The 24,555-nt window shown below is 66.7% G+C and carries 24 protein-coding genes and 1 riboswitch; of the genes, 12 read left to right on the top strand and 12 right to left on the bottom strand.

What is annotated here, in order from left to right; translation table 11 throughout:
• Window positions 1-186: 186 nt before the first annotated feature.
• Both ABR323_RS02940 and ABR323_RS02935 read left to right on the top strand, forming a co-directional pair.
• On the top strand, window positions 187-2,175 hold the full coding sequence (locus ABR323_RS02940) for a hybrid sensor histidine kinase/response regulator (protein WP_135272171.1): 1,989 nt from the start codon (window positions 187-189) through the stop codon (window positions 2,173-2,175).
• A gap of 20 nt (window positions 2,176-2,195) precedes the next feature.
• Window positions 2,196-2,486 carry a DUF3247 family protein gene (locus tag ABR323_RS02935; protein ID WP_439448128.1) on the top strand — a complete coding sequence of 97 codons (291 nt, stop codon included), beginning with the start codon at window positions 2,196-2,198 and terminating at the stop codon, window positions 2,484-2,486.
• A gap of 82 nt (window positions 2,487-2,568) precedes the next feature.
• On the opposite strand, the gene ABR323_RS02930 is transcribed toward ABR323_RS02935, so the two are convergent.
• Entirely contained in the window at window positions 2,569-2,832 is a 264-nt protein-coding gene (locus tag ABR323_RS02930; protein WP_005407925.1) for a hypothetical protein, read from the bottom strand.
• Between the two features lie 159 nt (window positions 2,833-2,991).
• Between ABR323_RS02930 and ABR323_RS02925 the strand changes: the two genes are divergently transcribed.
• Genes ABR323_RS02925 through ABR323_RS02915 form a run of 3 tightly spaced genes read left to right on the top strand, consistent with a single transcriptional unit; the run spans window position 2,992 to window position 5,434 of the window.
• Window positions 2,992-4,056 carry a class I SAM-dependent methyltransferase gene (locus ABR323_RS02925; RefSeq protein ID WP_135272172.1) on the top strand — a complete coding sequence of 355 codons (1,065 nt, stop codon included), beginning with the start codon at window positions 2,992-2,994 and terminating at the stop codon, window positions 4,054-4,056.
• Window positions 4,053-4,754: a pseudouridine synthase gene (locus tag ABR323_RS02920; protein ID WP_135272173.1), complete on the top strand. Its 702-nt coding sequence runs from the start codon at window positions 4,053-4,055 to the stop codon at window positions 4,752-4,754. Before ABR323_RS02925 ends, ABR323_RS02920 begins: the two co-directional genes overlap by 4 nt.
• Window positions 4,751-5,434, top strand: coding sequence for an HAD family hydrolase (locus tag ABR323_RS02915; protein ID WP_439448127.1), 684 nt, complete (start codon window positions 4,751-4,753; stop codon window positions 5,432-5,434). Before ABR323_RS02920 ends, ABR323_RS02915 begins: the two co-directional genes overlap by 4 nt.
• 129 nt (window positions 5,435-5,563) lie before the next feature.
• On the opposite strand, the gene fabB is transcribed toward ABR323_RS02915, so the two are convergent.
• Together fabB and fabA are read right to left on the bottom strand one after the other, a co-directional pair.
• Entirely contained in the window at window positions 5,564-6,772 is a 1,209-nt protein-coding gene (gene fabB, locus ABR323_RS02910) for a beta-ketoacyl-ACP synthase I (protein ID WP_439448126.1), read from the bottom strand.
• Window positions 6,772-7,287: a 3-hydroxyacyl-[acyl-carrier-protein] dehydratase FabA gene (gene fabA, locus ABR323_RS02905; RefSeq protein ID WP_004140661.1), complete on the bottom strand. Its 516-nt coding sequence runs from the start codon at window positions 7,285-7,287 to the stop codon at window positions 6,772-6,774. Before fabA ends, fabB begins: the two co-directional genes overlap by 1 nt.
• A gap of 191 nt (window positions 7,288-7,478) precedes the next feature.
• Between fabA and dinB the strand changes: the two genes are divergently transcribed.
• A complete protein-coding gene (dinB, locus tag ABR323_RS02900; RefSeq protein WP_439448125.1) occupies window positions 7,479-8,576 on the top strand; it encodes a DNA polymerase IV in 1,098 nt (365 codons plus the stop codon).
• A gap of 179 nt (window positions 8,577-8,755) precedes the next feature.
• On the opposite strand, the gene ABR323_RS02895 is transcribed toward dinB, so the two are convergent.
• The 3 genes from ABR323_RS02895 to ABR323_RS02885 all read right to left on the bottom strand — a co-directional run bounded on the left by ABR323_RS02895 (window position 8,756) and on the right by ABR323_RS02885 (window position 11,965).
• Window positions 8,756-10,003: a hypothetical protein gene (locus ABR323_RS02895; protein ID WP_439448124.1), complete on the bottom strand. Its 1,248-nt coding sequence runs from the start codon at window positions 10,001-10,003 to the stop codon at window positions 8,756-8,758.
• Between the two features lie 252 nt (window positions 10,004-10,255).
• Complete coding sequence (locus ABR323_RS02890) at window positions 10,256-11,167, bottom strand: MBL fold metallo-hydrolase (RefSeq protein ID WP_439448123.1); 912 nt, start codon at window positions 11,165-11,167, stop codon at window positions 10,256-10,258.
• 159 nt (window positions 11,168-11,326) lie between these two features.
• Window positions 11,327-11,965 carry an NAD(P)-dependent oxidoreductase gene (locus ABR323_RS02885; RefSeq protein ID WP_439448122.1) on the bottom strand — a complete coding sequence of 213 codons (639 nt, stop codon included), beginning with the start codon at window positions 11,963-11,965 and terminating at the stop codon, window positions 11,327-11,329.
• A gap of 108 nt (window positions 11,966-12,073) precedes the next feature.
• On the opposite strand from ABR323_RS02885, the gene ABR323_RS02880 reads away from it, so the two are divergent.
• From ABR323_RS02880 to gph, 3 genes are all read left to right on the top strand, one after another.
• A complete protein-coding gene (locus ABR323_RS02880; protein WP_135272181.1) occupies window positions 12,074-13,003 on the top strand; it encodes a LysR family transcriptional regulator in 930 nt (309 codons plus the stop codon).
• Complete coding sequence (locus tag ABR323_RS02875) at window positions 13,000-13,791, top strand: class I SAM-dependent methyltransferase (protein ID WP_135272182.1); 792 nt, start codon at window positions 13,000-13,002, stop codon at window positions 13,789-13,791. The genes ABR323_RS02880 and ABR323_RS02875 overlap by 4 nt, the downstream gene beginning before the upstream one ends.
• Before the next feature lie 64 nt (window positions 13,792-13,855).
• Window positions 13,856-14,527: a phosphoglycolate phosphatase gene (gene gph / locus ABR323_RS02870; protein WP_439448121.1), complete on the top strand. Its 672-nt coding sequence runs from the start codon at window positions 13,856-13,858 to the stop codon at window positions 14,525-14,527.
• A 70-nt stretch (window positions 14,528-14,597) separates the two neighbouring features.
• Here the strand turns inward: gph and btuB are convergent, their stop codons facing one another.
• Window positions 14,598-16,442, bottom strand: a complete 1,845-nt coding sequence (gene btuB / locus ABR323_RS02865) for a TonB-dependent vitamin B12 receptor (protein WP_439448120.1) — start codon at window positions 16,440-16,442, stop codon at window positions 14,598-14,600.
• A gap of 118 nt (window positions 16,443-16,560) precedes the next feature.
• A riboswitch (cobalamin riboswitch) is annotated at window positions 16,561-16,783 on the bottom strand.
• Between the two features lie 79 nt (window positions 16,784-16,862).
• Between btuB and ABR323_RS02860 the strand changes: the two genes are divergently transcribed.
• Together ABR323_RS02860 and ABR323_RS02855 are read left to right on the top strand one after the other, a co-directional pair.
• On the top strand, window positions 16,863-17,972 hold the full coding sequence (locus ABR323_RS02860) for an acyltransferase family protein (RefSeq protein WP_439448119.1): 1,110 nt from the start codon (window positions 16,863-16,865) through the stop codon (window positions 17,970-17,972).
• Window positions 17,973-18,099: 127 nt separating this feature from the next.
• Window positions 18,100-18,678 carry a histidine phosphatase family protein gene (locus ABR323_RS02855; RefSeq protein ID WP_439448118.1) on the top strand — a complete coding sequence of 193 codons (579 nt, stop codon included), beginning with the start codon at window positions 18,100-18,102 and terminating at the stop codon, window positions 18,676-18,678.
• 91 nt (window positions 18,679-18,769) lie between these two features.
• On the opposite strand, the gene ABR323_RS02850 is transcribed toward ABR323_RS02855, so the two are convergent.
• Entirely contained in the window at window positions 18,770-19,132 is a 363-nt protein-coding gene (locus ABR323_RS02850) for a TfoX/Sxy family protein (protein ID WP_135272187.1), read from the bottom strand.
• On the bottom strand, window positions 19,129-19,611 hold the full coding sequence (locus ABR323_RS02845) for a GAF domain-containing protein (protein WP_439448117.1): 483 nt from the start codon (window positions 19,609-19,611) through the stop codon (window positions 19,129-19,131). Before ABR323_RS02845 ends, ABR323_RS02850 begins: the two co-directional genes overlap by 4 nt.
• A 68-nt stretch (window positions 19,612-19,679) precedes the next feature.
• On the opposite strand from ABR323_RS02845, the gene bioD reads away from it, so the two are divergent.
• Complete coding sequence (gene bioD, locus ABR323_RS02840) at window positions 19,680-20,372, top strand: dethiobiotin synthase (protein ID WP_439448116.1); 693 nt, start codon at window positions 19,680-19,682, stop codon at window positions 20,370-20,372.
• A gap of 76 nt (window positions 20,373-20,448) precedes the next feature.
• Here the strand turns inward: bioD and ABR323_RS02835 are convergent, their stop codons facing one another.
• From ABR323_RS02835 to ABR323_RS02825, 3 genes are all read right to left on the bottom strand, one after another.
• Entirely contained in the window at window positions 20,449-21,891 is a 1,443-nt protein-coding gene (locus tag ABR323_RS02835) for a PLP-dependent aminotransferase family protein (RefSeq protein WP_439448115.1), read from the bottom strand.
• A 142-nt stretch (window positions 21,892-22,033) separates the two neighbouring features.
• Complete coding sequence (msrA, locus tag ABR323_RS02830) at window positions 22,034-22,771, bottom strand: peptide-methionine (S)-S-oxide reductase MsrA (protein ID WP_439448114.1); 738 nt, start codon at window positions 22,769-22,771, stop codon at window positions 22,034-22,036.
• Window positions 22,772-22,785: 14 nt separating this feature from the next.
• Entirely contained in the window at window positions 22,786-24,555 is a 1,770-nt protein-coding gene (locus ABR323_RS02825; RefSeq protein WP_439448113.1) for a cytochrome c biogenesis protein DipZ, read from the bottom strand.

Here is a 24,555-nt window from a genome sequence, read left to right as displayed (position 1 = left end):
TGCTTTCAGGCAACGGCAATGGCCGATTGCGTCACGGTCAAGAGTGGTTGCCGCCAATTCATTGTCGTCAAGCATGACTGACGGCGCTTGACGCTGTGAATACGCTCTTTGGAAGATGCTGTGCCTCCAACCCGGCCTGTCCAAACGCCCTTGTCCACACTGCCGCCCCTAGTGGAGCGCCCACCGATGATGGTGCCAGCGCCCGAACCCGACCTGCATCATGGCGTGCTTGAGCGCATCAACGCAGGCTTCTGCGTGATCCAGGTGCTGTTCGAGGGGGACCGTGCGGTGGATTACCGTTTCATCGAGGTCAACGACGCCTTCGAACGGCACACCGGCCTGAAGGACGCACGCGGCCAGCACATGAGCGCGTTGGAACCGAATCACGAGGAAGACTGGTTCCGCATCTACGGTGAAGTGGCCCGCAGTGGCCGGCCGGCGCAGTTCGAGATGGAAGCGCGGGCGCTGGGCCGCTCGTTCGCGGTCGATGCGGTGCGTGTGGGGCGGCCGGGAGAGGACAAGGTCGGCATCCTGTTCTTCGACATCACTGCGCGCAAGCAGATGGAAGTGGAACTGGGCGAGAGCGAAGCGCGTTTCAGCGCGCTGGCCGATGGCCTGCCGATGCCGGTATGGGTGCTGGACGAACGCGGCCATGCCCGCTTCGTCAACAGCGCTTTCAGCGAGTTCTTCGGTGGCGACGAGACGCGCGTTCCGGAAGACGTGTGGCGCGGCCTGGTGCACCCGGATGACGCATCGGTGTTCGAGTACGAACTGCAGGAAGCGCTGAAGGCGCAGCGTTCGATGCACGCGCTGGTGCGTGCGCGCCGGGCCGATGGCCAGTGGCGCTGGCTGGAAATGAATGCGCGCCCGCGCTTCTCGCGGATGGGCCGTTTCATCGGCCTTGCCGGCAGCAGCCCGGACGTGACCGAGCGCCGCGAAATCGAACTGGCCCGCGAAGAGCTGCTGCAGTCCGAGCGTGCTGCGCGCAGTGCGGCCGAGAACATGGCGCGGCTGAAGGATGAATTCCTGGCCACGCTGTCGCACGAACTACGCACGCCGCTCACCACCATTCTTGGTTGGAGCGAACTGCTGCTGCAGCGCGTGGACAACACCAGCCCGCTGTACAAGGGCCTGAATGTGATCGCCAACAGCGCAGGTGCGCAGAAGCGGCTGATCTCGGACATGCTCGACCTCAGCAGCATGCTGCTGGGCAAGGTGCAGCTGGAAGTGGAGGTGCTGGATCTGTGCGGCGTGCTGGGCGAAGCGATCGGCGCGCAGGAACTGGTGGCCGAAGGCAAAGCGCTGGATGTGCACCTGCAGTTGCCCGACCAGCCCAGCCTGGTGCTGGGCGATGCTACCCGCCTGCAGCAGGTGTTCTGGAACCTGCTCTCCAATGCGATCAAGTTCACCCCGGCCGAGGGCCGAATCGATGTGGCCCTGCTGGCCGATGGCAACCACTGGGTGATCACCGTGCGCGACACCGGTGACGGCATCGCGCCTGAGTTCCTCAACCACCTGTTCAGCCGGTTCCGCCAGGCCGATGGCACCACCACCCGCCGTCACGGTGGGCTGGGCCTGGGCTTGGCGATCGTGCAGCAGTTGGTGGAGCTGCATGGCGGTACGGTCACCGCTGCCAGCGAAGGCCATGGCCACGGTGCCACCTTCACCGTGCGCCTGCCGCAGCACCTTCCCGATGCAGAGCGACGCCCGCTGCGCGAAGTGATCAGCGGGCCGATCCTGGAGCCGGTGATCGTCGAGCCGTATCCGCTGCGTGGCATGCACGTGCTGGCGGTGGAAGACCAGCCGGAAGTACTGGAGTACCTGCGGCGCATGCTGGAAGAGCAGGGTGCGAGCGTGTCTGCGGCCAGTTCCGCAGGCGAGGCATTGGCACTGCTGGCCGACACTGGCCATCTGCAGTACCACGTGATGCTGACCGACATCGGCATGCCGGGCATGGACGGTTACGGCCTGGTGCGTACGCTGCGTGAGGACATGGGCGTGGACGCGCTGACCCTGCCGGCGGTGGCTGTGACGGCACTGGCGCGCGCCGACGATCGGCGCCGTGCGTTGGCGTCGGGCTTCCAGGAGCACGTAGCCAAGCCCTATTCGGTGGCGCAGTTGGTTTCTGCCGTGCGCAAGGTACAGGTGCCGCGCGCCGACAGCGCGCTGCACTAAGCATTCACAGGAGGTCGCCGATGTCCCGTACAGCTCCCCGTATCCATACCGATCCGGCGCAGATCGCGCGCCTGGAAGCCCTGCTGCCGCAGCTGGAAGGCGAAACGCAGGTGGAACTGACCCTGCATGATGGTCGCCGGCTGCTCGGCACCGTGGCGGTGAATCCGACCGTGCAGCAGTACCGCAACGAAGCAGGCGACGAAGGCAGCAACGGCCAGTTGCGCCTGGATGACTACGACACGCCGGTGCAGCAGCACCACGTGTGGCTGGATGAGATCGCCAGCATCCGCAGGTTGCCGCCGAGGGTTTGACGGCAACCTGCCGAGCCCATCCACGCATGGCGTGGATCCACCAGAGGTTGCAGCAGAGCCACGCCATGCGTGGCTGCTGCGCTCAATGCTCGAACAAGGTCGGCGTCGCTTCGAACCGCCGCGCGTAGGCGCGTTCTTCCGCCACCCGGGCCACTTCGTCGTCGGCCAGGTCCGGCGCGCCATAGACCGCGTAGGCGACGCTGCCATCGGCGCCATGCCCGACCTGGTGCAGCCGGTAACGTGAGTGGCCGCCGCCGGTATCCTCGGGGTAGTGCACGGGCGGATGGCTGCCTTCCAGGTCCATTTCACTGTTGTCGACCACGCCACCGACGAACAAGGCTCGCATGCAGGTTCTCCTGGATTTCCGGGGGGAGCCTCTACCCTGAACGTTGTGATGTTTCCGGCGGATCAAGGCGCCGTTCGGGTTTCGCAAAGCGGCCAACCGGGGGTGGCGCGGCCAAGCCGGTACAATGGACGGCCCTCACGCTTTGAAGTACCCGCGCCGATGGCCTCCAGCGACGACGCCCCCCTGCAGACCCTGCTCCTGCCGTTCTCCCAAGGCGCCCTGCGCTGGCCGGAGGGCCCGGTGGCCTTCCTGCGTGCCCGCGATGGCTGGCCACTGCGCGAAGTGGCCGGTGGCCGTGAAGTGCACTGCGAGCAGAGCTTCGCCCCGTTCGCGCAGCCGCTGCAGCAGGCGGCTGGCTGGACCGTCAGCGGCCAGCTGGATGATGAAGCCGGCAAGGGCCGTTACCCGTTGGTGCTGGTGCTGCCGCCGCGCCAGCGTGAGGAAGCCCGTGCGCTGTTCGCCCGCGCCCTGGCGCTGGTCGCCGACGGTGGCCGCATCGTCGCCTGCCAGTCCAACAACGAAGGCGCGCGCTCCGGCGAGGGCGACCTCAAGCAGCTGACCGGCCTTGGCGGCAGCCTGACCAAGAATCACTGCCGGGCGTACTGGACCGCGCCGATGCAGGGCCAGCACGATGCTGACCTGGCCAAGCGCTGGTCCGCGCTGGACGCGGTGCGCCCGATTGTCGGGGGACGCTTCCTCAGCCGCCCGGGCGTATTCGCCTGGGACCGCATCGACCCGGCCTCTGCCCTGCTGGCCGAGCACCTGCCGGCCGACCTGGCTGGCCGTGCTGCCGACCTCGGCGCCGGTTACGGCTACCTGTCGCGCGAGCTGCTGGAGCGCTGCCCGAAGATTACCGCGCTGGACCTGTACGAGGCCGAGCAGCGTGCGCTGGCACTGGCCGAGCTGAACCTGGCACCGCCGCCGCGCCCGCTGCCGTTGCGTTTCCTGTGGCAGGACGTCACCGCCGGCATCGAGCCGGGCTATGACGTCATCATCAGCAACCCGCCGTTCCATACCCCCTCGCGTGCCGACCGTCCGGACATCGGCCAGCGCTTCATCGCCGTGGCCGCGCAGGCGCTGCGTCCGGGCGGGCGCCTGTACGTGGTGGCCAACCGCCACCTGCCGTATGAGTACACGCTCAACGAGCGCTTCGGCGCGGTACGCGTGGTCGCCGAGCGCGATGGCTTCAAGCTGGTCGAAGCGGTGAAGGGGAAGGGCAAGTGAAGCTGGTCAAGCACATCGCCAACCTGGGCTATGGCAGCCGCAAGCAGGTGCAGTGGATGTTCCGCGAGGGCCGCGTCACCGACGCCGACGGCGAAGTGCTGTACGCCGATGACCAGGTGGCACACGACGCAATCCGGGTTGATGGCGAGCCGCTGGATCCGCCGGTGGGCCTGTCGTTGGCGATGTTCAAGCCGGCCGGTTACACCTGCTCGACCAAGGACAAGGGCCGCCTGATCTACGATCTGCTGCCGCCGCGCTTCCGCGACCGCGATCCGGTGCTGTCCACGGTCGGCCGTCTCGACCGCGAGACCAGTGGCCTGCTGCTGCTGACCGATGATGGCGGCCTGCTGCACCGGATCATCTCGCCGAAGTCGAAGCTGCCCAAGGTCTACGAGGTGGAACTGAGCGACGACCTGCGCGGCGACGAGGTGGCGCTGTTCGCCAGCGGCACGCTGATGCTGGAGTCCGAGAAGACGCCCCTGCTGCCGGCTGAACTGGTGGTGCTGGATGCGCGTCGCGCGCGCCTGGTGCTGCATGAAGGCCGCTACCATCAGGTACGCCGCATGTTCGCCGCCACCGGCAACCACGTGCAGGCCCTGCACCGTAGCCGAGTTGGCGGGCTGGACCTGCAGGGACTGGACGAGGGGCAATGGCGGCTGCTCACCTCCACCGACCTGGATACGCTGTTCGCTCCATGACCACCATCGCTGCGCTGCCGTTCCTCCCCGACGCCGTCATCTTCGACATGGACGGCCTGATGATCGACAGCGAGCGGGTCTCGCTGGCCTGCTGGAGCGAGGCGGCCGATGAGTTCGGGCTGGGCCTGGACGAGGCGGTGTTCCTGCGCATGGTCGGCCTTGGCGACCGCGACACGCACGCGCTGCTGCGCGCGCAGGGTATCGAGGACAGCATGATCGAGGCGGTGGCTGCACGCTGCCACGACCTGTACGAGGAACGCACGCAGACCGGCCTGCCGCTGCGTCCGGGCATCCTGGAGCTGCTGGAGCTGCTGAAGGCGCACGCGGTACCGCGCGCGGTAGCGACCACCACACGGCAGCCGCGGGCCAACCGCAAGCTGACGGCCGCTGGCCTGCTGCCGTACTTCGATGCGGTGATCACCAGTGGTGATGTGGCGCGGCCGAAGCCTGCACCGGACATCTACCTGTTGGCCGCGCAGCGGTTGGGTAAGGCGCCGGAGCGCTGTCTTGCGCTGGAAGATTCACCGGCCGGTACGCGCGCAGCGCTGGCCGCCGGTATGACCGTGATCCAGGTGCCGGACCTGGTGCATCCGGATGAGGAGCTGCGTGCACTCGGCCACCGCATCGTCGGCTCGCTGGTGGATGCACACGCGCTGCTGCTGCCGTTGTTGCCGAGGTAACCGGTGGCTGCCGACCGCTCCTGACGGTGGGTGCCGACCGTTGGTCGGCACGCTTCACCGCTCTCGCCGCGCATGGCCCGGCGCTACCGCTCTGGTAGGTGCCGACCGCTGGTCGGCACACCTGCCCAATCAAACCCGACCGAACACCAGCGCGGCGTTGGTGCCGCCGAAGCCGAAGCTGTTGGACATCACCGTGTCCAGCTTCTGCTCGCGGCTTTCGCGCAGGATCGGGAAGCTCTCCACCTTCGGGTCCAGCTCGCCGATGTTGGCCGAACCGGCGATGAAGCCATCGCGCATCATCAGCAGGCAGTAGATCGCCTCGTGCACGCTCGCCGCACCCAGCGAATGGCCGGACAGCGCCTTGGTGGAGGACAGCGGCGGCACCGCATCACCGAACACTTCGCGGATCGCGTTGAGCTCGGTGACGTCGCCCAGCGGCGTCGAGGTGCCATGGGTGTTGAGGTAGTCCAGCGGGCGATCGACGCCCTGCAGCGCCATCTTCATGCAGCGCACCGCACCTTCACCGGACGGGGCAACCATATCGGCACCGTCGGAGGTCACGCCGTAGCCGATCAGCTCGGCATGGATGTGCGCACCGCGCGCGACGGCGTGGTCGTAGTCTTCCAGCACCAGCATGCCGCCGCCACCAGCGATGACGAAGCCGTCGCGATCCTTGTCGTACGGGCGTGAGGCGCTGGCCGGGGTTTCGTTGAAGCTGGTGGACAGGGCGCCCATCGCGTCGAACATCACGCTCATCGACCAGTGCAGGTCTTCACCGCCTCCGGCGAACATGATGTCCTGCGCGCCATGACGGATCATGTCCGCGGCGGCACCGATGCAGTGCGCCGAGGTGGCGCAGGCCGCCGACAACGAATAGCTGACGCCCTTGATCTGGTAGGCCGTGGCCAGGCAGGCCGAGACCGTCGAGCACATCGTGCGCGGCACCATGTACGGGCCGACCTTGCGCACACCGCGTTCGCGCAGCAGATCGACGGCGCCGATCTGCCATTCGCTGGAGCCGCCACCGGAACCGGCGATCAGGCCGGTACGCAGGTTGCTGACCTGCTCGGGGCTGAGCCCGGCATCGGCGATGGCACCGCGCATGGACAGGTAAGCGAAGGCCGCCGCATCGCTCATGAAGCGCTTCTGCTTGCGGTCGATCAGTGCATCCAGATCGAGATCGACACGGCCGCCGACCTGGCTGCGCAGGCCCGCTTCGGCGTGGTCAGCCAGGGCGGTGATGCCCGAGCGCCCTTCGCGCAGCGCAGCCGAAACGGTATCCAGATCATTGCCGAGGCAGGACGTGATGCCCATGCCGGTGATGACGACGCGACGCATCAGAAGCTCCCGGTTTCAGTGAACAGGCCGACGCGCAGGTCGCGCGCGCTGTAGATTTCGCGGTCATCCACGTACATGCGGGCATCCGACTGGGCCATTACCAGCTTGCGGTTGATGACACGGCTGATGTCGATCTCGTAACGCACGAGCTTCGCATCAGGCAGTACCTGGCCGGTGAACTTCACCTCGCCGCAGCCCAGGGCGCGGCCCTTGCCCGGGGCACCCAGCCAGGTCAGGAAGAAGCCGGTCAGCTGCCACATGGCATCCAGGCCCAGGCAGCCGGGCATCACCGGATCGCCAATGAAATGGCAACCGAAGAACCACAGGTCCGGGCGGATATCCAGTTCGGCGCGTACCATGCCCTTGCCATGCGGTCCGCCGTCCTCGCGGATTTCGGTGATGCGGTCGAACATCAGCATCGGATCGTTGGGCAAACGGCCGGCGGCGGCGCCGAACAGTTCACCGCGTGCGCTGGCCAGCAGCTGTTCGCGGTTGAACGCGTGGAGACGGGTCATGAAGCACAATCCTGGAAGCGGGGAAACAGGGAAACAAGCGCTCGAGAATGCCCGTGGAAACTGCGCCGATCAAACATTTCAACCGTACGCAACCGTAGTGTTTTCAAGGGAATACGCGCATCCTGTTGATGTGCAAAGACCATACCTGTGCGTGTGGTCGGTTCAGCCTGCCTCCGACTTTTCCACCTGACATGACCCGACTGCGCAAGATCATCCACGTCGACATGGACGCGTTCTACGCGTCGGTGGAGCAGCGCGACGATCCGTCACTGCGCGGCAAGCCGGTGGTCGTGGCATGGCGGGGCGCTCGCTCGGTGGTGTGCGCGGCCTCGTACGAGGCGCGCGTGTTCGGCGTGCGCTCGGCGATGCCGGCGCTGCGCGCCGAGCGCCTGTGCCCGGATGCGATCTTCGTGCCGCCGGACTTCGCACGTTACAAAGCGGTGTCACGCCATGTGCGCGAGATCTTCCTGCGCCACACCGATCTGGTCGAACCGCTGTCGCTGGACGAGGCGTATCTGGACGTGACCGAGCCGAAGAGCGGCATCGCACTGGCCACCGACATCGCCCGCACCATCCGCACGCAGATCCGTGAAGAGACCGACCTGACCGCTTCAGCCGGGATTGCACCGAACAAGTTCCTGGCCAAGATCGCTTCGGACTGGCGCAAACCCGATGGCCAGTTCGTGATTCCGCCACAGCGGGTGGACGCGTTCCTGCTGCCGCTGCCGGTGAACCGGGTGCCCGGCGTCGGCAAGGTGATGGAAGGCAAACTTGCCGCGCGTGGCATCGTCACCTGCGGCGATCTGCGGCAGTGGTCGCTGATCGACCTGGAAGAGGCGTTCGGCAGCTTCGGGCGCAGCCTGTACAACCGCGCACGCGGCGTCGATGAACGGCCGGTGGAACCGGACCAGCAGGTGCAGTCGATCTCCTCGGAGGACACCTTTGCCGAAGACTTGCCGCTGGAAGACCTGGGCGCGGCGATCGTGCAGCTGGCGGAGAAGACTTGGAACGCCACGCGCAAGACCGAGCGTGTCGGCCACACCGTGGTGCTGAAACTGAAGACCGCGCAGTTCCGCATTCTCACCCGCAGCTTCACCCCGGACCGCCCGCCGGAATCGATGGAAGAACTGCGCGACATCGCACTGGCCCTGCGTGCCCGCGTTGACCTGCCGGCGGAGACGCGTTACCGCCTGGTCGGCGTCGGGCTTGGTGGCTTCCGCGAAAAGGAGGCGGTGGTGCAGGGGGAGTTGTTCGAGCACGGATCGAGCGAGTCTGCAGGCAATCGTTGATAGGGCTGAGAAGGCTCTTGATTCTGGCCGGTCAAGCGGGCCTGCACAAATCTCCCAGCTCAATCAGTTGCAGATCTCTCGAAGGCCCTGCGCAACAAGATTGCCAAGGCATTTAATGGGACAAGCCCAGCTCAGCGATGATGGCTGGTACAGGTCTGCGCGTGACGGCTCTCTCGCGATCAACGAACAGTCACGCCTATGGCGGAGTGAACCTTCGCAAGAGACATCCCTATCAGATAGTCGCAATCTCCGATTTCGCTGCCATTGGTCTTTGCAGACGTCACTATCGCCACAGCATCGAGATCCACCGAAACCAGAGGGCCGCCGCTGTCACCTGCATCACATAGCAAATCGTAAGGGCCGGCTAGATCCTCTACCTTAATCCAATCGCTCGTGCAGCTTTGGGAATTGCAGGTATTTGATTCAGGCTCTGCGTTCACGGAGGTGAGCGTGCCGCAGCTGTAGCCTGTCCGTGTTCCTGCATGGCAGAGCACCAGGAGTCCTTCCAGAGTTTCCCGCAGTAGATCGGGTCTGACCTTTCCCAAGTAACCAATCGTGTTAAATCCATTCAATTTGGTGAAGGTCGTCCAAGACGCTTCAAAACCGCTCGAGGAGGGGACGGGATGCCATTGCACGTCGTGACCTGCATCAAAGCGTCGTCGGTCAGGATCTACATCAAGTACGACGGTGGCAGTGTCGCCAGAACCCGGGATCGGTTCGTACCGCAGGGTTGGTAGGCAATGTGCGGCAGTAATCAACCCAGGCTTTTCATCAGAATCATAGGCCCGAAATCCAAACGTGCAGTAAGAGTTGTTGGAAACAGCTCTCCCACCCGCACGAGTCTGTGGGGCTGACAGCAACTTGGAACGCCCTGAGGACTTCTTTAGTTCAATGGGTGCGGATAGAATGCGTCGCGCATTCTTTTCCTCGTCGGCATAGATTCTTTCGAAATCTGTGCTGGGCAGCTCCACAACAATCACACCGCGCTGTCCGTCGATCATGATCCCCTGATGCTCCGGGAAAAGTTCTGCTACCTTTCCTGACTTAACTATCTGCTTCAATTGCGTCAGAGAGTGGGTTGCCCCGATCGTGAAGCGGTAGGTGATGGTGCCATAGACAGTGCTCACAGTTCGGGATGCCACTGGCTCGGTCCCGGTCAATCGGACCGTCACGATCATCGGGTTCTCACTGAAGCTCTTGCCAGCGAAGCGATCAGGCATTCCTTCCAGAATGTGCGCAAGCTCTTCACCTGCCGCAATTCGAAGTCTGAGCCGCCTGTCGGCTTCTTGGGTGGACAATCCCTCATGCTGCGCAAAGGCTTGAACAACGGGGTCGGTGGAGGGCGTCACTTGTTGAGAGAACGCGGGGGACGCGGCCAGTGCGGTGGTGGACAGCAGCAGTTTGACCAAAGCATGTCTGATCTTCATCGTGAATTCTCCGTTCCATCGGTTTAATCAGCTACGCAATCATCGTACAGCTGTTGACGTTCAGGTCTGTGATGTTGATCCCGGCTTGACGTTTGGAAAGGAGTGGCAAATGGGTGATTAACTGCGCGTCGCCGATCTGGTGAGTTGAACGTGGTCGCCCCCTATCAAGCGAGCTTTGGATGTTGAGGGTGCCGGCCAGTGGCCGACACTACCGCAGGTGCGGGGCGCAGCCCTGCAAAAGACCCCCCTATCTCATGGCCACTGCATCTCGCCCTTGGCCACCTTCGCACTCAGCTCCAGCGACGCCACGCCGTCCAGCTTCGGGTAGCGCGCCTGCATCGCCTTCACCAGCGCCGCACTGTCCTTGGCCTTTGCCGCCTCGGTATCGAATGCGCGGATATATTCTGCGGTGAAGCGCAGCGCATTGGCATCCAGCGCCGCACCCGGCGCGTAATGCCCCGGCACCACCACCTTCGGCTTCAGTGCCTGCAACCGCTGCAGGGTCTGCAGCCAGTCGGTGTGCGACTTCGGCGTCTGCGTGTCGGCCATCCACACGTGTTCACCGGCCACCACCGGAATGCCACCGACGATCGCGCGCAGCGACGGCACCCACAGCACAGTGCGGTCCGGGGTCGGGCCATCGAGGCCGATCAGCGGCAGGCGCTGGCCTTCCAGCTGCAGGGCATCACCGTCCAGCACCTGCGGTACCACGATGCGTGCCGGCACGTCGGCACCCATCTTCGGCCCCCAGTAGGCCAGCTTGCCGGCCTGGGTCTGCTGGATGTGGGCGGCGGTCTGCGCGGTGGCGACGATGCGCGCCTGCGGGAACGCGTCCTGCAGCGTGGCCAAGCCGAAGTAGTAATCCGGATCGCCGTGGCTGATGTAGATCGTGGTCAGTTGCTTGCCGCTGGCGCGGATCAGTTCGACCAGCTTGCGCGCGTCGCTGGCGCCGAACTGCGCATTGACCAGGATCGCGTCGTGGCGGCCTTCGATCAGCACCGAGGACACCGAGAACATTGCCTGCGGGCCGGGATGGAAGGTCTGCAGGTGCAGCTGGGATTTCGTCGCCGTGGCCGGAGTGGCAGCGGCCGGCGCGGCCAGCAGCGGCGCGCTGGCGAAGCCGGCGGCCAGGGCGAGGGGGAGCAGCAGGGCAGCGGTACGCATGGGGTATTCCTTGTGGCGGATGGCGAGCCGAGCATGGGCTATGCCGGGCGTCCTTGCCCGGCCCCCTACGGGCCGTCGCAAGCGACGTTGGCAACGGCTCTTGCCGTTGCCTTCGGCTCTACAGGTGGGTAGCGCCGGGCCATGCCCGGCGGCCAGGCATCAGTACGCCGCGGTGATGATCTGCTTCGGGTACTGGTGCGCCTCCAGCTCTGCGACGAACGCGGCGCCGTAGTCGGCGTAGCTGATGCGGCTGTGGCCGCTGGCATCGGCGAGGAAGGCCTTGGGCTGCACGCGGTACTGGCCACGCTCTTCGCCCGGGCCGATTTCGGCGGCCGGCGAGAAGAAGGTCCAGTCCAGGTCGTCCACTGCCTGCAGGCGGTTGAACGCCTCGCGGTGGGCCAGCGCGTACGGCTTGTAGGCCTCCGGGAAGTTGGGGGTATCGACCAGCTGCACGCCGGGTGCGACTTCCAGGCTGCCGGCACCACCGACCACCACCAGGCGCGGCACGCCGGCCTTGCGTGCGGCGGCAGCCAGCTGCGCGGCGACCTCGCCCACGCGGCCGATGTCATCGCCCGGGCGCGGGCCGTAGGCACTGGCCAGCACGTCGTGGCCGGCGATGGCGGCGACCAGCGTGTCCTGCTCATCCAGCGAGGCGATCACCGGATGGGCACCGGCCAGTTCAGCCGGAAGGTCCTGCGCGCTGCGCACGATGACAGTGAGTTCGTGGCCGTGGGCCAGCGCGTGGCGAGCGATCTGGCGGCCGATATTGCCGGTGGAACCAACGAGGGCGATCTTCATGGCAGGACTCCGTGGGGCGATGTGGGGTGGGAATGGGGCCACTCTAGGCCGCTGCAGTCGCTCGAAAAACAGCGTATAACGCGCTTGTTTGTTGCATGGATCGAGCATATGGACCGAATGACCGCCATGACCGTCTTCGTCGAGGTCGCCGAGCGCGGCAGCCTCACCGCCGCCGCCGAGGTGCTGGACATGTCACGGGCGATGGTCAGTCGCTACCTGGCCGAGGTGGAGGGCTGGCTGGGTGCGCGCCTGCTGCACCGGACCACGCGTCGGATCAGCCTGACCGGACCGGGTGAGGCGGCGCTTGCGCGCTTCCGGCAGATGCTGGCGATCGGAGAGGAACTGCGGGGCGAACTGGCCAGCGATGACCCCGAGCCGCACGGCACGCTGCGGGTGACTGCCAGCGTGTCGTTCGGGCAGAGCCACCTGGCACGGGCGGTGGCCGGCTTCGTCGCGCGCCATCCGGCGGCGCGCATCGAGCTGCTGCTGGTCGACCGGACGGTGAACCTGGTGGAGGAGCGGGTGGACCTGGCCGTGCGCATTGCGCGCCAGATCGACCCCAGCCTGATCGCACGTCGGCTGGCCACCTGCCGCTCGGTGCTGTGCGCGACGCCGTCCTACCTGCAGGCGCGCGGCACACCGACCGCGCCGGAGCACCTGGCCGCGCACAACTGCCTGACCCACCACTACGTCGGCAAGAGCCTGTGGCAGCTGCACCGCGACGGCCGTTCGCTGTCGGTGGCGGTGGGCGGCAATATCAGCGCCAACGAGGCTTCGCTGCTGCTGGAGGCGGTACGCGCCGGCGCCGGCATCGCCATGTTGCCGACCTATCAGGTGGCGCCGTTCCTGCGCAGTGGCGAACTGGTTGAACTGCTGCCCGAATTCAGTCTGGACGAATTGGGCATTCATGCGGTGTACGCGTCACGGCGCCAGCAGCCCGCTATCATGCGGCGATTCCTGGACTTCCTGGGCGAGTGCTTCGCCAGCCCGGCCTTCCAGGATCTGGATTGGCGCCCCCCGGGCAAGGAGAACACATGAACCATGGACAGGCCTTGATCGATCACAACCGTGCTGCCTGGGACCGCCAGGCCAGCGAAGTGCGCGAATGGTCGCGCCCGGTGGAAAGCTCAACGATTGCCGCCGCGCGCGAAGGCCGCTGGCAGGTGAACCTGACCCCACGCGCGTTGCCGCTGGATTGGCTGGGCGATGTGCGCGGCCGCCGCATCCTGTGCCTGGCCTCGGCCGGTGGCCAGCAGGCACCGGTGCTGGCCGCCGCAGGCGCCGAGGTTACCGTGTTCGATCTCTCTGACGGCCAGCTGGAACAGGATCGCAGGGTCGCCGCGCGCGATGGCCTGCAGCTGCGCACCGTGCAGGGCGACATGCGCGATCTGCACGTGTTCGCCAACGACAGCTTCGATGTGGTGTTTCATCCGATCTCGAACCTGTACGTGCCCGATGTGCGTCCGGTGTGGACCGAATGCCGCCGCGTGCTGGCGCGCGACGGCATGCTGATGGCCAGCTTCTACAACCCGGTGCTGTTCGTCGGCGCGCGTGATCCGCAGCTGGATGCACAGGGCCTGATCCGGCCGCAGTACGCCATTCCCTATTCGGACCTGGAAGACCTTCCGCCGGCCGAACGCGAGGCGAAGCTGGCCCGTGGCGATGCGCTGACCTTTGGCCACAGCCTGACCGAACTGATCGGCGGGCAGCTGGATGCCGGTTTCGTCATCGATCGCTTCATGGAAGACTGGCAGCCGCAACCGCGCTTCCTGATCGACCGCTATCTGCCCACCTTCCTGGCCACCCGCGCGCGCAGGATCGGTTGAGGCGAAGCCGCCCCAAAAGCGGCGGCGTACAATGGACGGCCCCACGTCATGCAGGTGCCGTCCTTTGTCGTATCCCTATCCGCTGGTCGTGTTCGACCTCGATGGCACGCTGATCGACAGCGCAGCTGATATCGCCGAAGCACTGAATCGCACGCTGGAGGACATCGGCGTGGCCCGTGTGCCGGAAGCCACCGTGCTGGGCTGGATCGGCGACGGTGTGCGCCGGTTGGTCGAGCAGGCCGTGCATGCGGCGGGCCGCGAGGTCGACATGGGCGAAGTGATGCCGGTGTTCATGGTGCACTACCGCGAATGTCTGCTGCGCAGCCCGCGCCTGTTCGATGGCGTGGGTGAAGCGCTGACGCAACTGCGTGCATGCAACGTGCCTCTGGCGATCTGCACCAACAAGCCCGAAGCACTGGTGCCGCCGCTGCTGCAGCACCTGGGCATCGGCGATGCGTTCGCGCTGATACTGGGTGGCGATTCACTGCCGCAGCGCAAGCCCAGCGGCGAGCCGCTGCGACACATCGCCGCGCACTTCGGTCTGCCGGTGGAGGCGTGCCTGATGGTGGGTGATTCGCTGACCGACTACCGCGCTGCTGAAGATGCCGGCATGCCGATTGCGCTGGTGCGTTATGGCTATCCGCGCGGCCTGGACCTTGCCACCGCGCATGCGGTGGCGGTCATGGATGACCTGCGTGAGCTGCCGGGGTTGGCTGCCGACTGTCCGACGCCGTGATCCGCTCGCCGGGCATGGCCCGGCGCTACCGATCGTGTAGATCGACGCCATGCGTCGATGGCGTGGATCGCTATTTCGGCTGGTAACGCACGCTCAGCTGGTACTCGCGGCCGGGCTGGTTGAACAACGCTACCGTCTCGTAGCGGCGATCGAACACGTTGGCGGCGCGCGCCAGCAGCGACCATTCCGGCGTCAGCGCGTACTCGGCGCGCAGGTCCAGCGTGCCATAGCCACCAACCTTCACCGAGTTGCTGGCGTTGTCAAAGCGCTTACCCGCACCCTGCACGGTCAGGCCGGCGCGGAAGTCACCGAAGCGGCGGTCGATGTCCAGGCGCGCGGTCTGCTGTGCACGGCGCGGCAGCCAGTTGTCGAACTGGGTGCTGCCGTGGGTGCGGTTGCGCGGGTCGGTGTAGCTCAGCTGTGCGTTGATGTCGAAGCCGGCCAGCAGCACGCCACCGGTCAGCTCGGCACCACGGATGCGTGCCTTCTCAACCTGCTGCATTTTCATCGTGGACGCATCGTAGGTGATCAGGTCATCGATGCGGGTCTCGTACACGTCCAGGCCCCAGTGCCACCCCTGGCCCTGCTGCGAAACGCCGAGGTTTGCGCTCTTGGACTTTTCCGGGTTCAACGTCGACACGCCGCTCCATGGGTCATACAGGTCACTGAAGGTCGGTGCCTTGAATGCCGTGCCGTAGCTGGCGTTGAGGCGCAGGCCATGGTCCAGCTGCATCGCCCAGCCGGCGCTGCCGGTGGCATGGTTGCCGAACTGCTGGTTGTCGTCGTTGCGTGCGCTGACCTGTAGCTGGTGGCGGCCGAAGCGTCCCTGGTACTGCACGAATACGCCGGTGTTGCGACGGCTGTCGACCCGATAGCCGGCGCTGCTGCCGTCCAGGTTGTCTTCGCTCCAGTCCACGCCGGTGCTCAGCAGCTGACCTTCGGCCAGCGTGATGTCACCCTGCAGCGAGGCGCTGTCACGATGGGTCTGGGCGCTGCCAAACACCCCCGGTGCGCCGAAGTTGTCCGACTCGTTGTCGCTGCGGCCGACGTTGGCGGTGAACGCCAGTCGCTCCGACGGGGTGTAGCGCACCTTGCCGGCCAGCACCTGCTGGCGGGTCTCCGAGTAGTTGTAGTAACCGTCGTAGTGGTTCTTGCCGTCGGCGCGCAGTGCGCTGCCTTCCACGTTCCACTGGTCGTTGAAGCTGTAACCGCCGCGCAGGCTCTTGGACAGGTTGCGGTAGCCATCGCGGTCGTGTTCGTCGGCAAAGCAGCCGGCAGTGAACACCGAGGAAGAGCCGCGGCAGGCATCGATGCCGTCGGAATGCTGGTAGGCGATATCCGCGCCGAACCAGCCGCGTTCGGTGCCGCCACCAATGCCGCCGCTGGCTTCGCGCAGCCCGTTGCTGCCGCCGCCGAGCTGGAAGTGCGGAGCGAAATCGCCCTGGTTGCGCCGGGTGAAAATCTGGATCACGCCGCCGATGGCGTCGGCGCCGTACAGGCTCGACTGCGGGCCGCGTACGATTTCCACGCGCTCGATCTGCGCCAGCGGCAGGTCCTGGTACATGGCCAGGCCGAGGTCGGCACTGTTGATGCGCACGCCATCGACCAGCACCACGGTATGGCCGGAGTTGGTGCCACGCAGGAACAACGAGCTCTGCTTGCCCAGGCCGCCGGTATTGGTCAGGTTGATGCCGGCGCGGCCGCGCAGCAGTTCCTGCAGCGAAGTGGCCTGGCTGGATTCGATCTGTGCACGGTCGATTACCTGCGCCGGTGCGATGCTGTCCTGCAGGGCGATCGGGGTGCGGGTGGCGGTGACCAGGATCTGGTCGAGCGCCGATGTGTCATCGGCGGCCTGGGCCAGCACGGGCAGCGCGGCCAGGACGGCCAGGGACAGCATTCGGGACTGCAGCTTCATCGGGGGAACTCCGGGTGCCACGCACGCCCGCGTGGCGAAGGGGAGGAGCCGCAAACGCAGGCACGCGCCGATGTCGCAGCGCAGGCCGCGATCATCCAGCGCCATGCCCACCGCATCGCGACCTTGAGGCTTCCGGGCCGGTCTCCGGGCTTGCCGCCAGGTGGCGCGAGGCCACCGTCCAGGCGCCTTCCCATGCACGCGGCACAGTGGCGTAGTTGCCTGGAACTGACGTGCTTACCGTTGCGGGGGCAGCGCCGGCATGGCGTGGGAACACGCGTCACCGGCTTCCCGTTTCAACCTGCCGGCCGTGGCCGCAGGTCACCTGGAAGTGCGCGCAGTCTACGGCATCGCCAGCTGGTAGAGTGAAGGCCGTCGCACGCACTGCGGTTGGGAAGCGGGAACATGGTTGCAAAGGATCGCTTGCAGTTCCTCGATTCGCTTCGAGGCTTGGCCGCCGTCTATGTCGTGCTGTTTCACGTCCAGTCGATGCCAGCGCCGGCGTTGCCCGTTGCGGCCGGGTTGTTGCCGGTACTGCAGCTGGGAGCCACCGGCGTCGCCCTGTTCTTCGTGATCAGCGCGTTCTCCCTGTGCTACACCCAACCTCGCCACAAGGCCAGCGGACGGCCCTTGCTGAGTTTCTACTTGCACCGCTTCCTGCGGATTGCGCCGCTGTTCTACGTGTTGCTGGCGTTCTCGATCTTCCGCGATGGCCGAGGCAGCCATGCCGGCCATCCCTGGGCCGAGATCGTTGCCAATGCCACGTTCACCTTCAACCTGTTCCCCGGCTGGGAGCAGGGCATTGTCTGGGCCAGCTGGGCGGTTGGCGTGGAAATGCTGTTCTACGTCATCTTCCCTGCGCTGTACCTGCTGGTGAATGACGGACGCCGGGCCTGGATGCTCCTCTTGTCGCTGCTGGGGCTGGCGGCGTTGGCCGGAACCGGCGCGCTGGGTGCACGCGCGGAAGCTTCACTGGGCGGCTATGGCTGGCTGACGCACGCGCCCGTGTTCGCGATGGGGCTGGTGGCGTTCCACGCGTACAACGCGCTCTCGCAACTGCCTCCGGTGCGGGCACGGTGGTGGGGGATGGCACTCAACATGGCCGGTGCCTTGTTGCTGTTGCTGGTCGTGGCGGGAATCGCAGGTGGCTGGAGCGGGGCAGGACAATGGCAGCTGGCCGGCCTGGGCTATCTGGCAGTGCTGTTGGGCTGCTCGCAATGCCCGCCGCGTCTGCTCGTCAACCGGGCGACGGCCTGGCTGGGTACGGTGAGTTACTCGCTCTACCTGGGGCATCCCATTGTCATCGCCGTGCTGGGACCGGTGCTGCGCCGGTTGCTTGCGTATGTTGGTGACGGGACATCCGGCTATCTGCTGTGCGCTGCACTGGTGCTGGCGGTCGCACTCCCGCTGGCTGCGCTGGGACATCGTTGCATCGAAGCACCCATGATCCGACTGGGTAAACGCATGATGGCGTCGCTGTCTGCTTCACGCGCAGGACTCCGTACCGGGCAGGCTGAGGGCGGCCCACGCTAGAATGACGCGCCCCGCTATGGGGACGCTGTCCGGAAGTGGTGTTCATGATGTTGCTTCAATCGCCGATCTCTCCTGCGCCGTGCGCGTACCCGTCACTGACCAGCGTGCTGCACGCGGTTGCGGTGCCATGATCCTCGACCTGGTCCGCCACGCTGGCAATGGTCGCGATGAATTTCTTGATGGCCGCAGTGATCCAGCGCAGCTGGCCCGCCTGCCGCAGGAACTGGTTGACGCTTACGCCGCGCAGCCCTGGGAGCGGGTGATCAGTTCGCCGCGGCTGCGCTCGCTGCACACCGCGATGGCGCTGGCGACTCCGCGTGGGTTGGACGTGGAGACGGACGAGGAATGGGAAGAGCTGGACTTCGGTGATTGGGACGGGCAGTCGCTGTTCGACCTGCCGGAGCACGCATTGGCGGCCTTCCACGCGGATCCGCATGCGTTCCCGCCGCCGAACGGCGAAAGTTGGGGCCACTTCGAACGGCGCATCGCACGCGCGCTGGATCGCCTGCTGGACGACGACGACCCTGTGCCGACGCTGGTGGTCAGCCACGGCGGCCCGCTGCGCATGGTGCTGTCGCAGGTCTGCGGCCTGCCGATGTCGCTGTGCTGGGCGCTGCGCATCGATCACGGCACCCGCCTGCGGGTGTGGCTGGAACGCGGAGAAGCAGGGCTGGTGGGTGAGCTGCTCGAGCTGCAGCAGCCCTGAGCGTGCCCGCCGGGCACGGCCCGGCGCTACCGATCCCGCATCACAGTGGTAGTGCCGGCCGCTGGCCGGCATTCCCAGGAACGCGGAGGCCTCAATCCTCGTCCGCGCGCTCGTCCACGCTGTCTTCAGCGTCGTCGTCAGCATCGAAGTGCTGCTCATGCACCGGGCCCGAGGCCGGGCCGGCCGCCTTCAGCGGGTGCGCGGCGATGCGCGCTTCATAGTCCTGCACCAGCGCCTCACGTTGCGGCTCGCTCAGCTCCTGCCAATGGCAGTCCAGCAACGCACCTTCCAATGAGTACAGCAGATTCAGGCTGGGCTTGAAGCCGGCGCGCTTGACCTTGACGAACGCGCCGACTGCGCCGATCGCAACCAGGTCTTCGCGGCTGCGCAGGCCGACCTGACGCAGCCAGGCTGCACTCTTGGGGCCGATGTTGCGCAGCTTCGGTGCGCTCATCCCAGCGCCTCGACGAACACGCGGGCGATGGCTTCCAGGCCAGTCTGGTCATCGGCGTCGAAGCGGCCGACCTTCGGGCTGTCGATGTCGAACACGCCGATCAGTTCCTCGCCACGCAGCAGCGGCAACACCAGCTCCGAGCGCGAGGCCGAATCGCAGGCGATGTGGCCGGGGAAGGCATCCACGTCGTCCACGCGCTGGGTCACGCGTTGGCTGGCGGCCGCACCGCACACGCCCTTGTCCAGCGGGATGCGCACGCAGGCGGGCAGGCCCTGGAACGGACCCACCACCAGCTCCTTGCCGTCGTACAGGTAGAAGCCCACCCAGTTCAGGTCGGGCAGGGCGTGGTAGACCAGCGCGGAGAGGTTGGCCGCATTGGCGATGCGGTCGGACTCGGCGTAGACCAGGCCACGGGCCTGTTCCAGCAGCTGGGCGTATTGTTCCGGCTTGCTGCCGGTGAGCGAGGCATTGGCGAACATGCCCGCAGTCTAGCAAGCGCGCCGGGCCGGCGATAATGCACGCTCTGTTGCCCCGTTGGAGCCTATCGATGCTGTTGCCTGCCACGCTGCCGCCTGCCTTGTTTGTCACCGGCACCGATACCGAGATCGGCAAGACCGCGGCCAGCACCGCGTTGCTGCATGCGCTGCGCCGACGTGGGCTGCGGGCGGTCGGCATGAAGCCGGTGGCCAGCGGCAGTGAAGACCTGGGGCAGGGCCTGCGCAATGAAGACGCCCTGGCCCTGCAGGCGGCCAGCTGGCCGGCGCCGGACTACGCCGACCTGAATCCGTATGCGCTGCGACAACCGCTGGCCCCGGAACTGGCCGCCGCCGAGGATGGCGTGCAGGTGGAACTGGCGCCGATCGTGGCTGCATTCGAGCGTCTGCGCGCGCAGGCTGACATCGTGGTGGTGGAGGGTGTCGGCGGTTGGTTGGCACCGGTTTCGGCCACGCTGGACCAGCTCGATCTGGTGCGCGCGTTGCGTCTGCCCGTACTGCTGGTGGTGGGCATGCGCCTGGGTTGCGTCAACCATGCGCGGCTGACCGCGCAGTCGCTGCAGGCCGGCGGCGTGGAGTGCCTGGGCTGGATCGGCAACCACATCGACCCGTCGATGCAGCGGCAGGATGACAACATCGCCACGCTGCGCCAGCGCCTGCCGATGCCGTGCTGGGGGCGGCTGCCATACCTGTCCGGTGCGAGCGGTGAAGTACTGGCGGCGCATCTGCTCGATGCCCAGAGGTAGCGCTGGGCCATGCCCGGCGAGCGCGCAGCGCGGCGACCAGAAAATTCGCCGGGCATGGCCCGGCGCTACCGATCAATCAGCGCGCCGCCAGCTCCCGCGCGATCGCACCCAGCCGTTCCACCGCACCGATGAAGCGCGCATCCAGCGTCTGGCAGCACGACAGCCGCAGGCAGTGGCGATAGCGCGCGCCACGTGAATACACCTGCCCGGGCATGAACACGATGTCCTCCTGCAGCGCACGCTCGAACAGCTCGCGCGTATCCACGCCCGGCAGTTCCAGCCACAGCAGGAACCCGCCCTGCGGCTCGGTGGCGCGGGTGCCGGGCGGGAAATGTTCGGCCACCAGCTGGCGCAGCCGCCCCACCTGTTCGCGATACAGACGACGCATGCGATGCAGGTGGTGCTCGTAGCTGCCCGCTTCCAGATAGGCTGCGACTGCGTCACCCAGCAGCTGCGGTTCCCCGCCGGTGGACTGGAATTTCAGCAGCGCGATGCGTTCGGCGAAGCGGCCGCCCTCCAGCCAGCCGATGCGATAGTCCGGCGCCAGCGTCTTGGAAAAGCCACCGACCACCATCACCCAGCCGTTGCGATCAAATGCTTTCAACAAGGGCGCCGGCGGTTCGCAGAACTGCAGCTCGGCATACACCGCATCTTCGATCAGCGGCAGCTGGCGCGCGTTGACCAGTTCGGCCAGGCGCTGCTTTGCAGGCGTCGGCATGGTGCAGCCCAGCGGATTGTGCACGGTCGGCATCACCACCAGCGCGGCCAGCGCCGTGTGCTCCAGCAGCGCATCCAGCGCATCCACATCCAGCCCGTGCTGCGGGTGGGTGGGCAGCTCGATGGCCTGCAGGCCGAGGTTGGCCAGCAAGGGGTACAGATTGAAGTAGGACGGTGCCTCGATGCCGACCGCATCACCAGGCTGGGTGACTGCACGCAGCGCCAGCTGCAGCGCTTCCATCGCACCGTGGGTCAGCAGCAGGCGATCGCTGTGGGTGTGCAGGCCCATGCGCGGGCCACGTCGCACGATCTGCGCCAGCAGCCGGGGTGAACCGTTCGGTCGCGCATAGGTCTCCACCGTCTGCTGGCCGTGGCGCAGGACCTGCGCGGTATGCCGGGCCAGCTGTGCACCTGGATAGAACTGGCGCCCGCGCGGACCGGCGAAGGCCAGGTCGATCACGCCGGGGCGACGTTGTGCCTCCAGCACGCGCGCCATGAGCACCTGCTGCAGCGGCGCGGTGGGCGCGGACGGGGTGTCGCGCAGCGAACGTTCCGGCACCGACAGTCGCGGCGCGACCTCGAAACCGGCTTTCGGCCGCGGAATCACCAGGCCGGCATCTTCCAGCTGGCGATAGGCGGCGATCACCGTGTTGAGGCTGAGCCTGCGCTGCGACGCCATCTGCCGCAGCGAGGGCAGGCGGCTGCCGACCGGGAGGCGACCGCCATGGATGGCTTCGGCCAGTTCGTCGGACAGCCGCTGGTAGCGGGGTGGAATCATCGAAGTCTGGTCATCTGTATCCATCGAACATCCCGCCATCTGGTGCTGTACCCATGATGATGGCGAGCCTAGCATGTCGTTGTCGGCCGGGCCTGATCGGGGCATGGCCGGTACCTTCGAAACGCACGGCCGGATGGCCGTGCGTCTTTTTTTGCAGGTCGTGCCGTTACCGCATCGGCACCAGCGCCGCCTCGCGCCGATACAGCGCGGGGAACTGCTTCCTCAGCGCCGCCAGCTTCGGTGCGTCGTAGTAGCGGATGTAGGCCGCCTGCGGGTAGTTCGTCATGTAGTTCTGGTGGTAGCTCTCGGCCGGGTAGAAGCGCTGGCCGCTGCCGAGCTGGGTGACGATCGGCGCGCGGTAGCTGCCGGCCTGGCCGAGCTGGGCGATGTAGGCACGGCTGGCCGCCTGCTGGCGGGCGTCATCGCTGAAGATCGCCGATCGATACTGGCTGCCATGGTCCGGTCCCTGGCGGTTGAGCTGGGTCGGGTCGTGCGCAACCGAGAAGAACACCTGCATCAACTGCCCGTAGCTGACCTGGCGCGGGTCGTAGTCGATCTTCACCGCCTCGGCGTGGCCGGTGCGTCCGCTGCTGACGCGCTCGTAGCGCGCATCGGTGCCGCTGCCACCGATGTAGCCGGATACCGCATTGCTCACGCCCTTGACGTGCTGGAACACGCCCTGCACGCCCCAGAAGCAGCCGCCAGCAAACACCACGCTGGCGTGGGTGGCGTCATCGCGGAACGCGGCATCGCCGCTGGGCGCCGGCAGTGCCTGGGCCTGCGCGCTGGCTTCGACCGGTGCCGCGATGGCGCCGTGGTCAACGAGCAGCACACCGGCGATCAATGCCGTGGCCACCAGACCTGCAACGCCGGCCGCGATGCCTTGTTCAAAGGAGAGTTTCATCGTGTGCTCCCGGTTCAACCAAAGGTGAAGGCATAGGCCTGCACGCCCGCGTCGAGGAACTCGATCTCGAAGCGATGCGGGCCGACCGGGCCGCTCTGGCGGATCAGCTGGTACAGGCGGTGCTCGTCGACCACACCGCTGCCATCGGTGCCGACATCGCTGCCGGCATCGGCGGCGGGCAGTGGCTTGCCGTCCAGCCAGACGCGGAAGCGCAGCGGCTTTCCTTCCTGGTGCGGCGCCAGCACCAGGTGCAGGTCGCGCGCATGGAACTGGAAGGCGATGCGTCCACCGGCCTGCTGCAGCTGTGCCGCTTCGTCGGTGACGGTCCAGCGCCCGGACAGTCCCCACTGGTTCAACGCGAGGGTGGCCGGCAAGGTGTAGTCGAACGAGGTGTCGCTACGCTGCCCGCCGGGCGAGGCGAACTGCTCGGCGCGGGCGTGGCCCAGATAGGTTTCCGGCGAGCGCAGATTGCCCATGTCGGCCTGCGCAGCCACACCCTTCAGATCGGCGGCGGCGGGATCAGCCGGTGGCGGCAGGTGGGTCTGGCCCGCTTCGGTCAGCAGGCGACGGATCACCTGTTCCGAGCGCGCGTAATTGCCCTCGCCGAACTGGTGGCCGCGAATGTTGCCCTGTGCATCGATGAAGTACTGCGCCGGCCAGTAGCGGTTGTTGAACGCGCGCCAGATGGAATACTGATTGTCGAGCGCCACCGGGTATTCGACCTTCAGTTGCTGCACCGCCTTCATCACGTTGCGCGGGTCACGCTCGAAGGCAAACTCCGGCGTGTGCACGCCGATCACCACCAGGCCGTGGTCGCGGTAGCGGCGCTCCCATTCGTGCACGAACGGCATTGCGCGCAGGCAGTTGATGCACGAGTACGTCCAGAAATCGACCAGCACTACCTTGCCGCGCAGCTGCCCCGCGCTCAGCGGCGGACTGTTGAGCCAGCCGGTGGCGCCGTCCAGCGCAGGCAGGGTGCCTTCCACCGGCAGCGGTGCGTCGGCAGCGGCGTTGGAACCGGCCATCATCATCATCGGCGGTGCCGCCGGCTGCGCGCCGGGTACCGCGTCCAGCAGGCCCTGCTCGATGCGTGCGGTACTGACCGTTGAAAGACGTGTCAGCAGGCCGGTATCCCAGCCCAGGCCGATCGCCACCACCGCCAGCAGCGCGGCCACGCCCAGCACCTTGCGCACGACGTCGCCCAGGCCAAGGCGGGCCTGCAGCGCACGGAATACGCGCCCACCTACCCACACCGCCAGCGCCAGTGCGGTGATCGCGCCCAGCGCATACGCCAGCAGCAAGGTGCTGGTGCCAGCGCTGGCGCCATGCAGGGCAGCGCCGGTCAGCACCAGGCCCAGGATCGGACCGGCGCACGGTGCCCACAGCAATCCAGTGGCGATACCGATCAGCAGCGAGGTCCACACGCCGCCACGACCCGCTGCGTCGGCGGCATCGGCACGCGCGCTCAAGCGGGCACCCACACGCTGGAACGGCGCCAGCAGGTGGTCGGCCAGCCGCGGCCACAACAGGGCGACCGCGAACAGCGCCATCAGCAGCAGGGCAATCCAGCGCCCGATCTGGTTGGCCTGCGCCACCCATTGGCTGCCGACCGCCGCCAGGCTGGCGACCACGGTGAAGGTGAGCGCCATGCCCAGCAGCAATGGCAACGTGCTGCGCAGGAACGGACGGTCGGCGCGCGCAAAGACGAACGGCAGCACCGGCAGGATGCAGGGGCTGAGCAGGGTCAGCGCGCCCCCGAGATAGGCAAGCAGCAACAGCAGCAT

Origin of the sequence: Stenotrophomonas sp. ATs4, from assembly GCF_051861585.1 — a bacterium.
GTDB classification, from domain to species: domain Bacteria; phylum Pseudomonadota; class Gammaproteobacteria; order Xanthomonadales; family Xanthomonadaceae; genus Stenotrophomonas; species Stenotrophomonas maltophilia_AS.
This window is presented reverse-complemented; position numbering and strand designations above follow the sequence as displayed.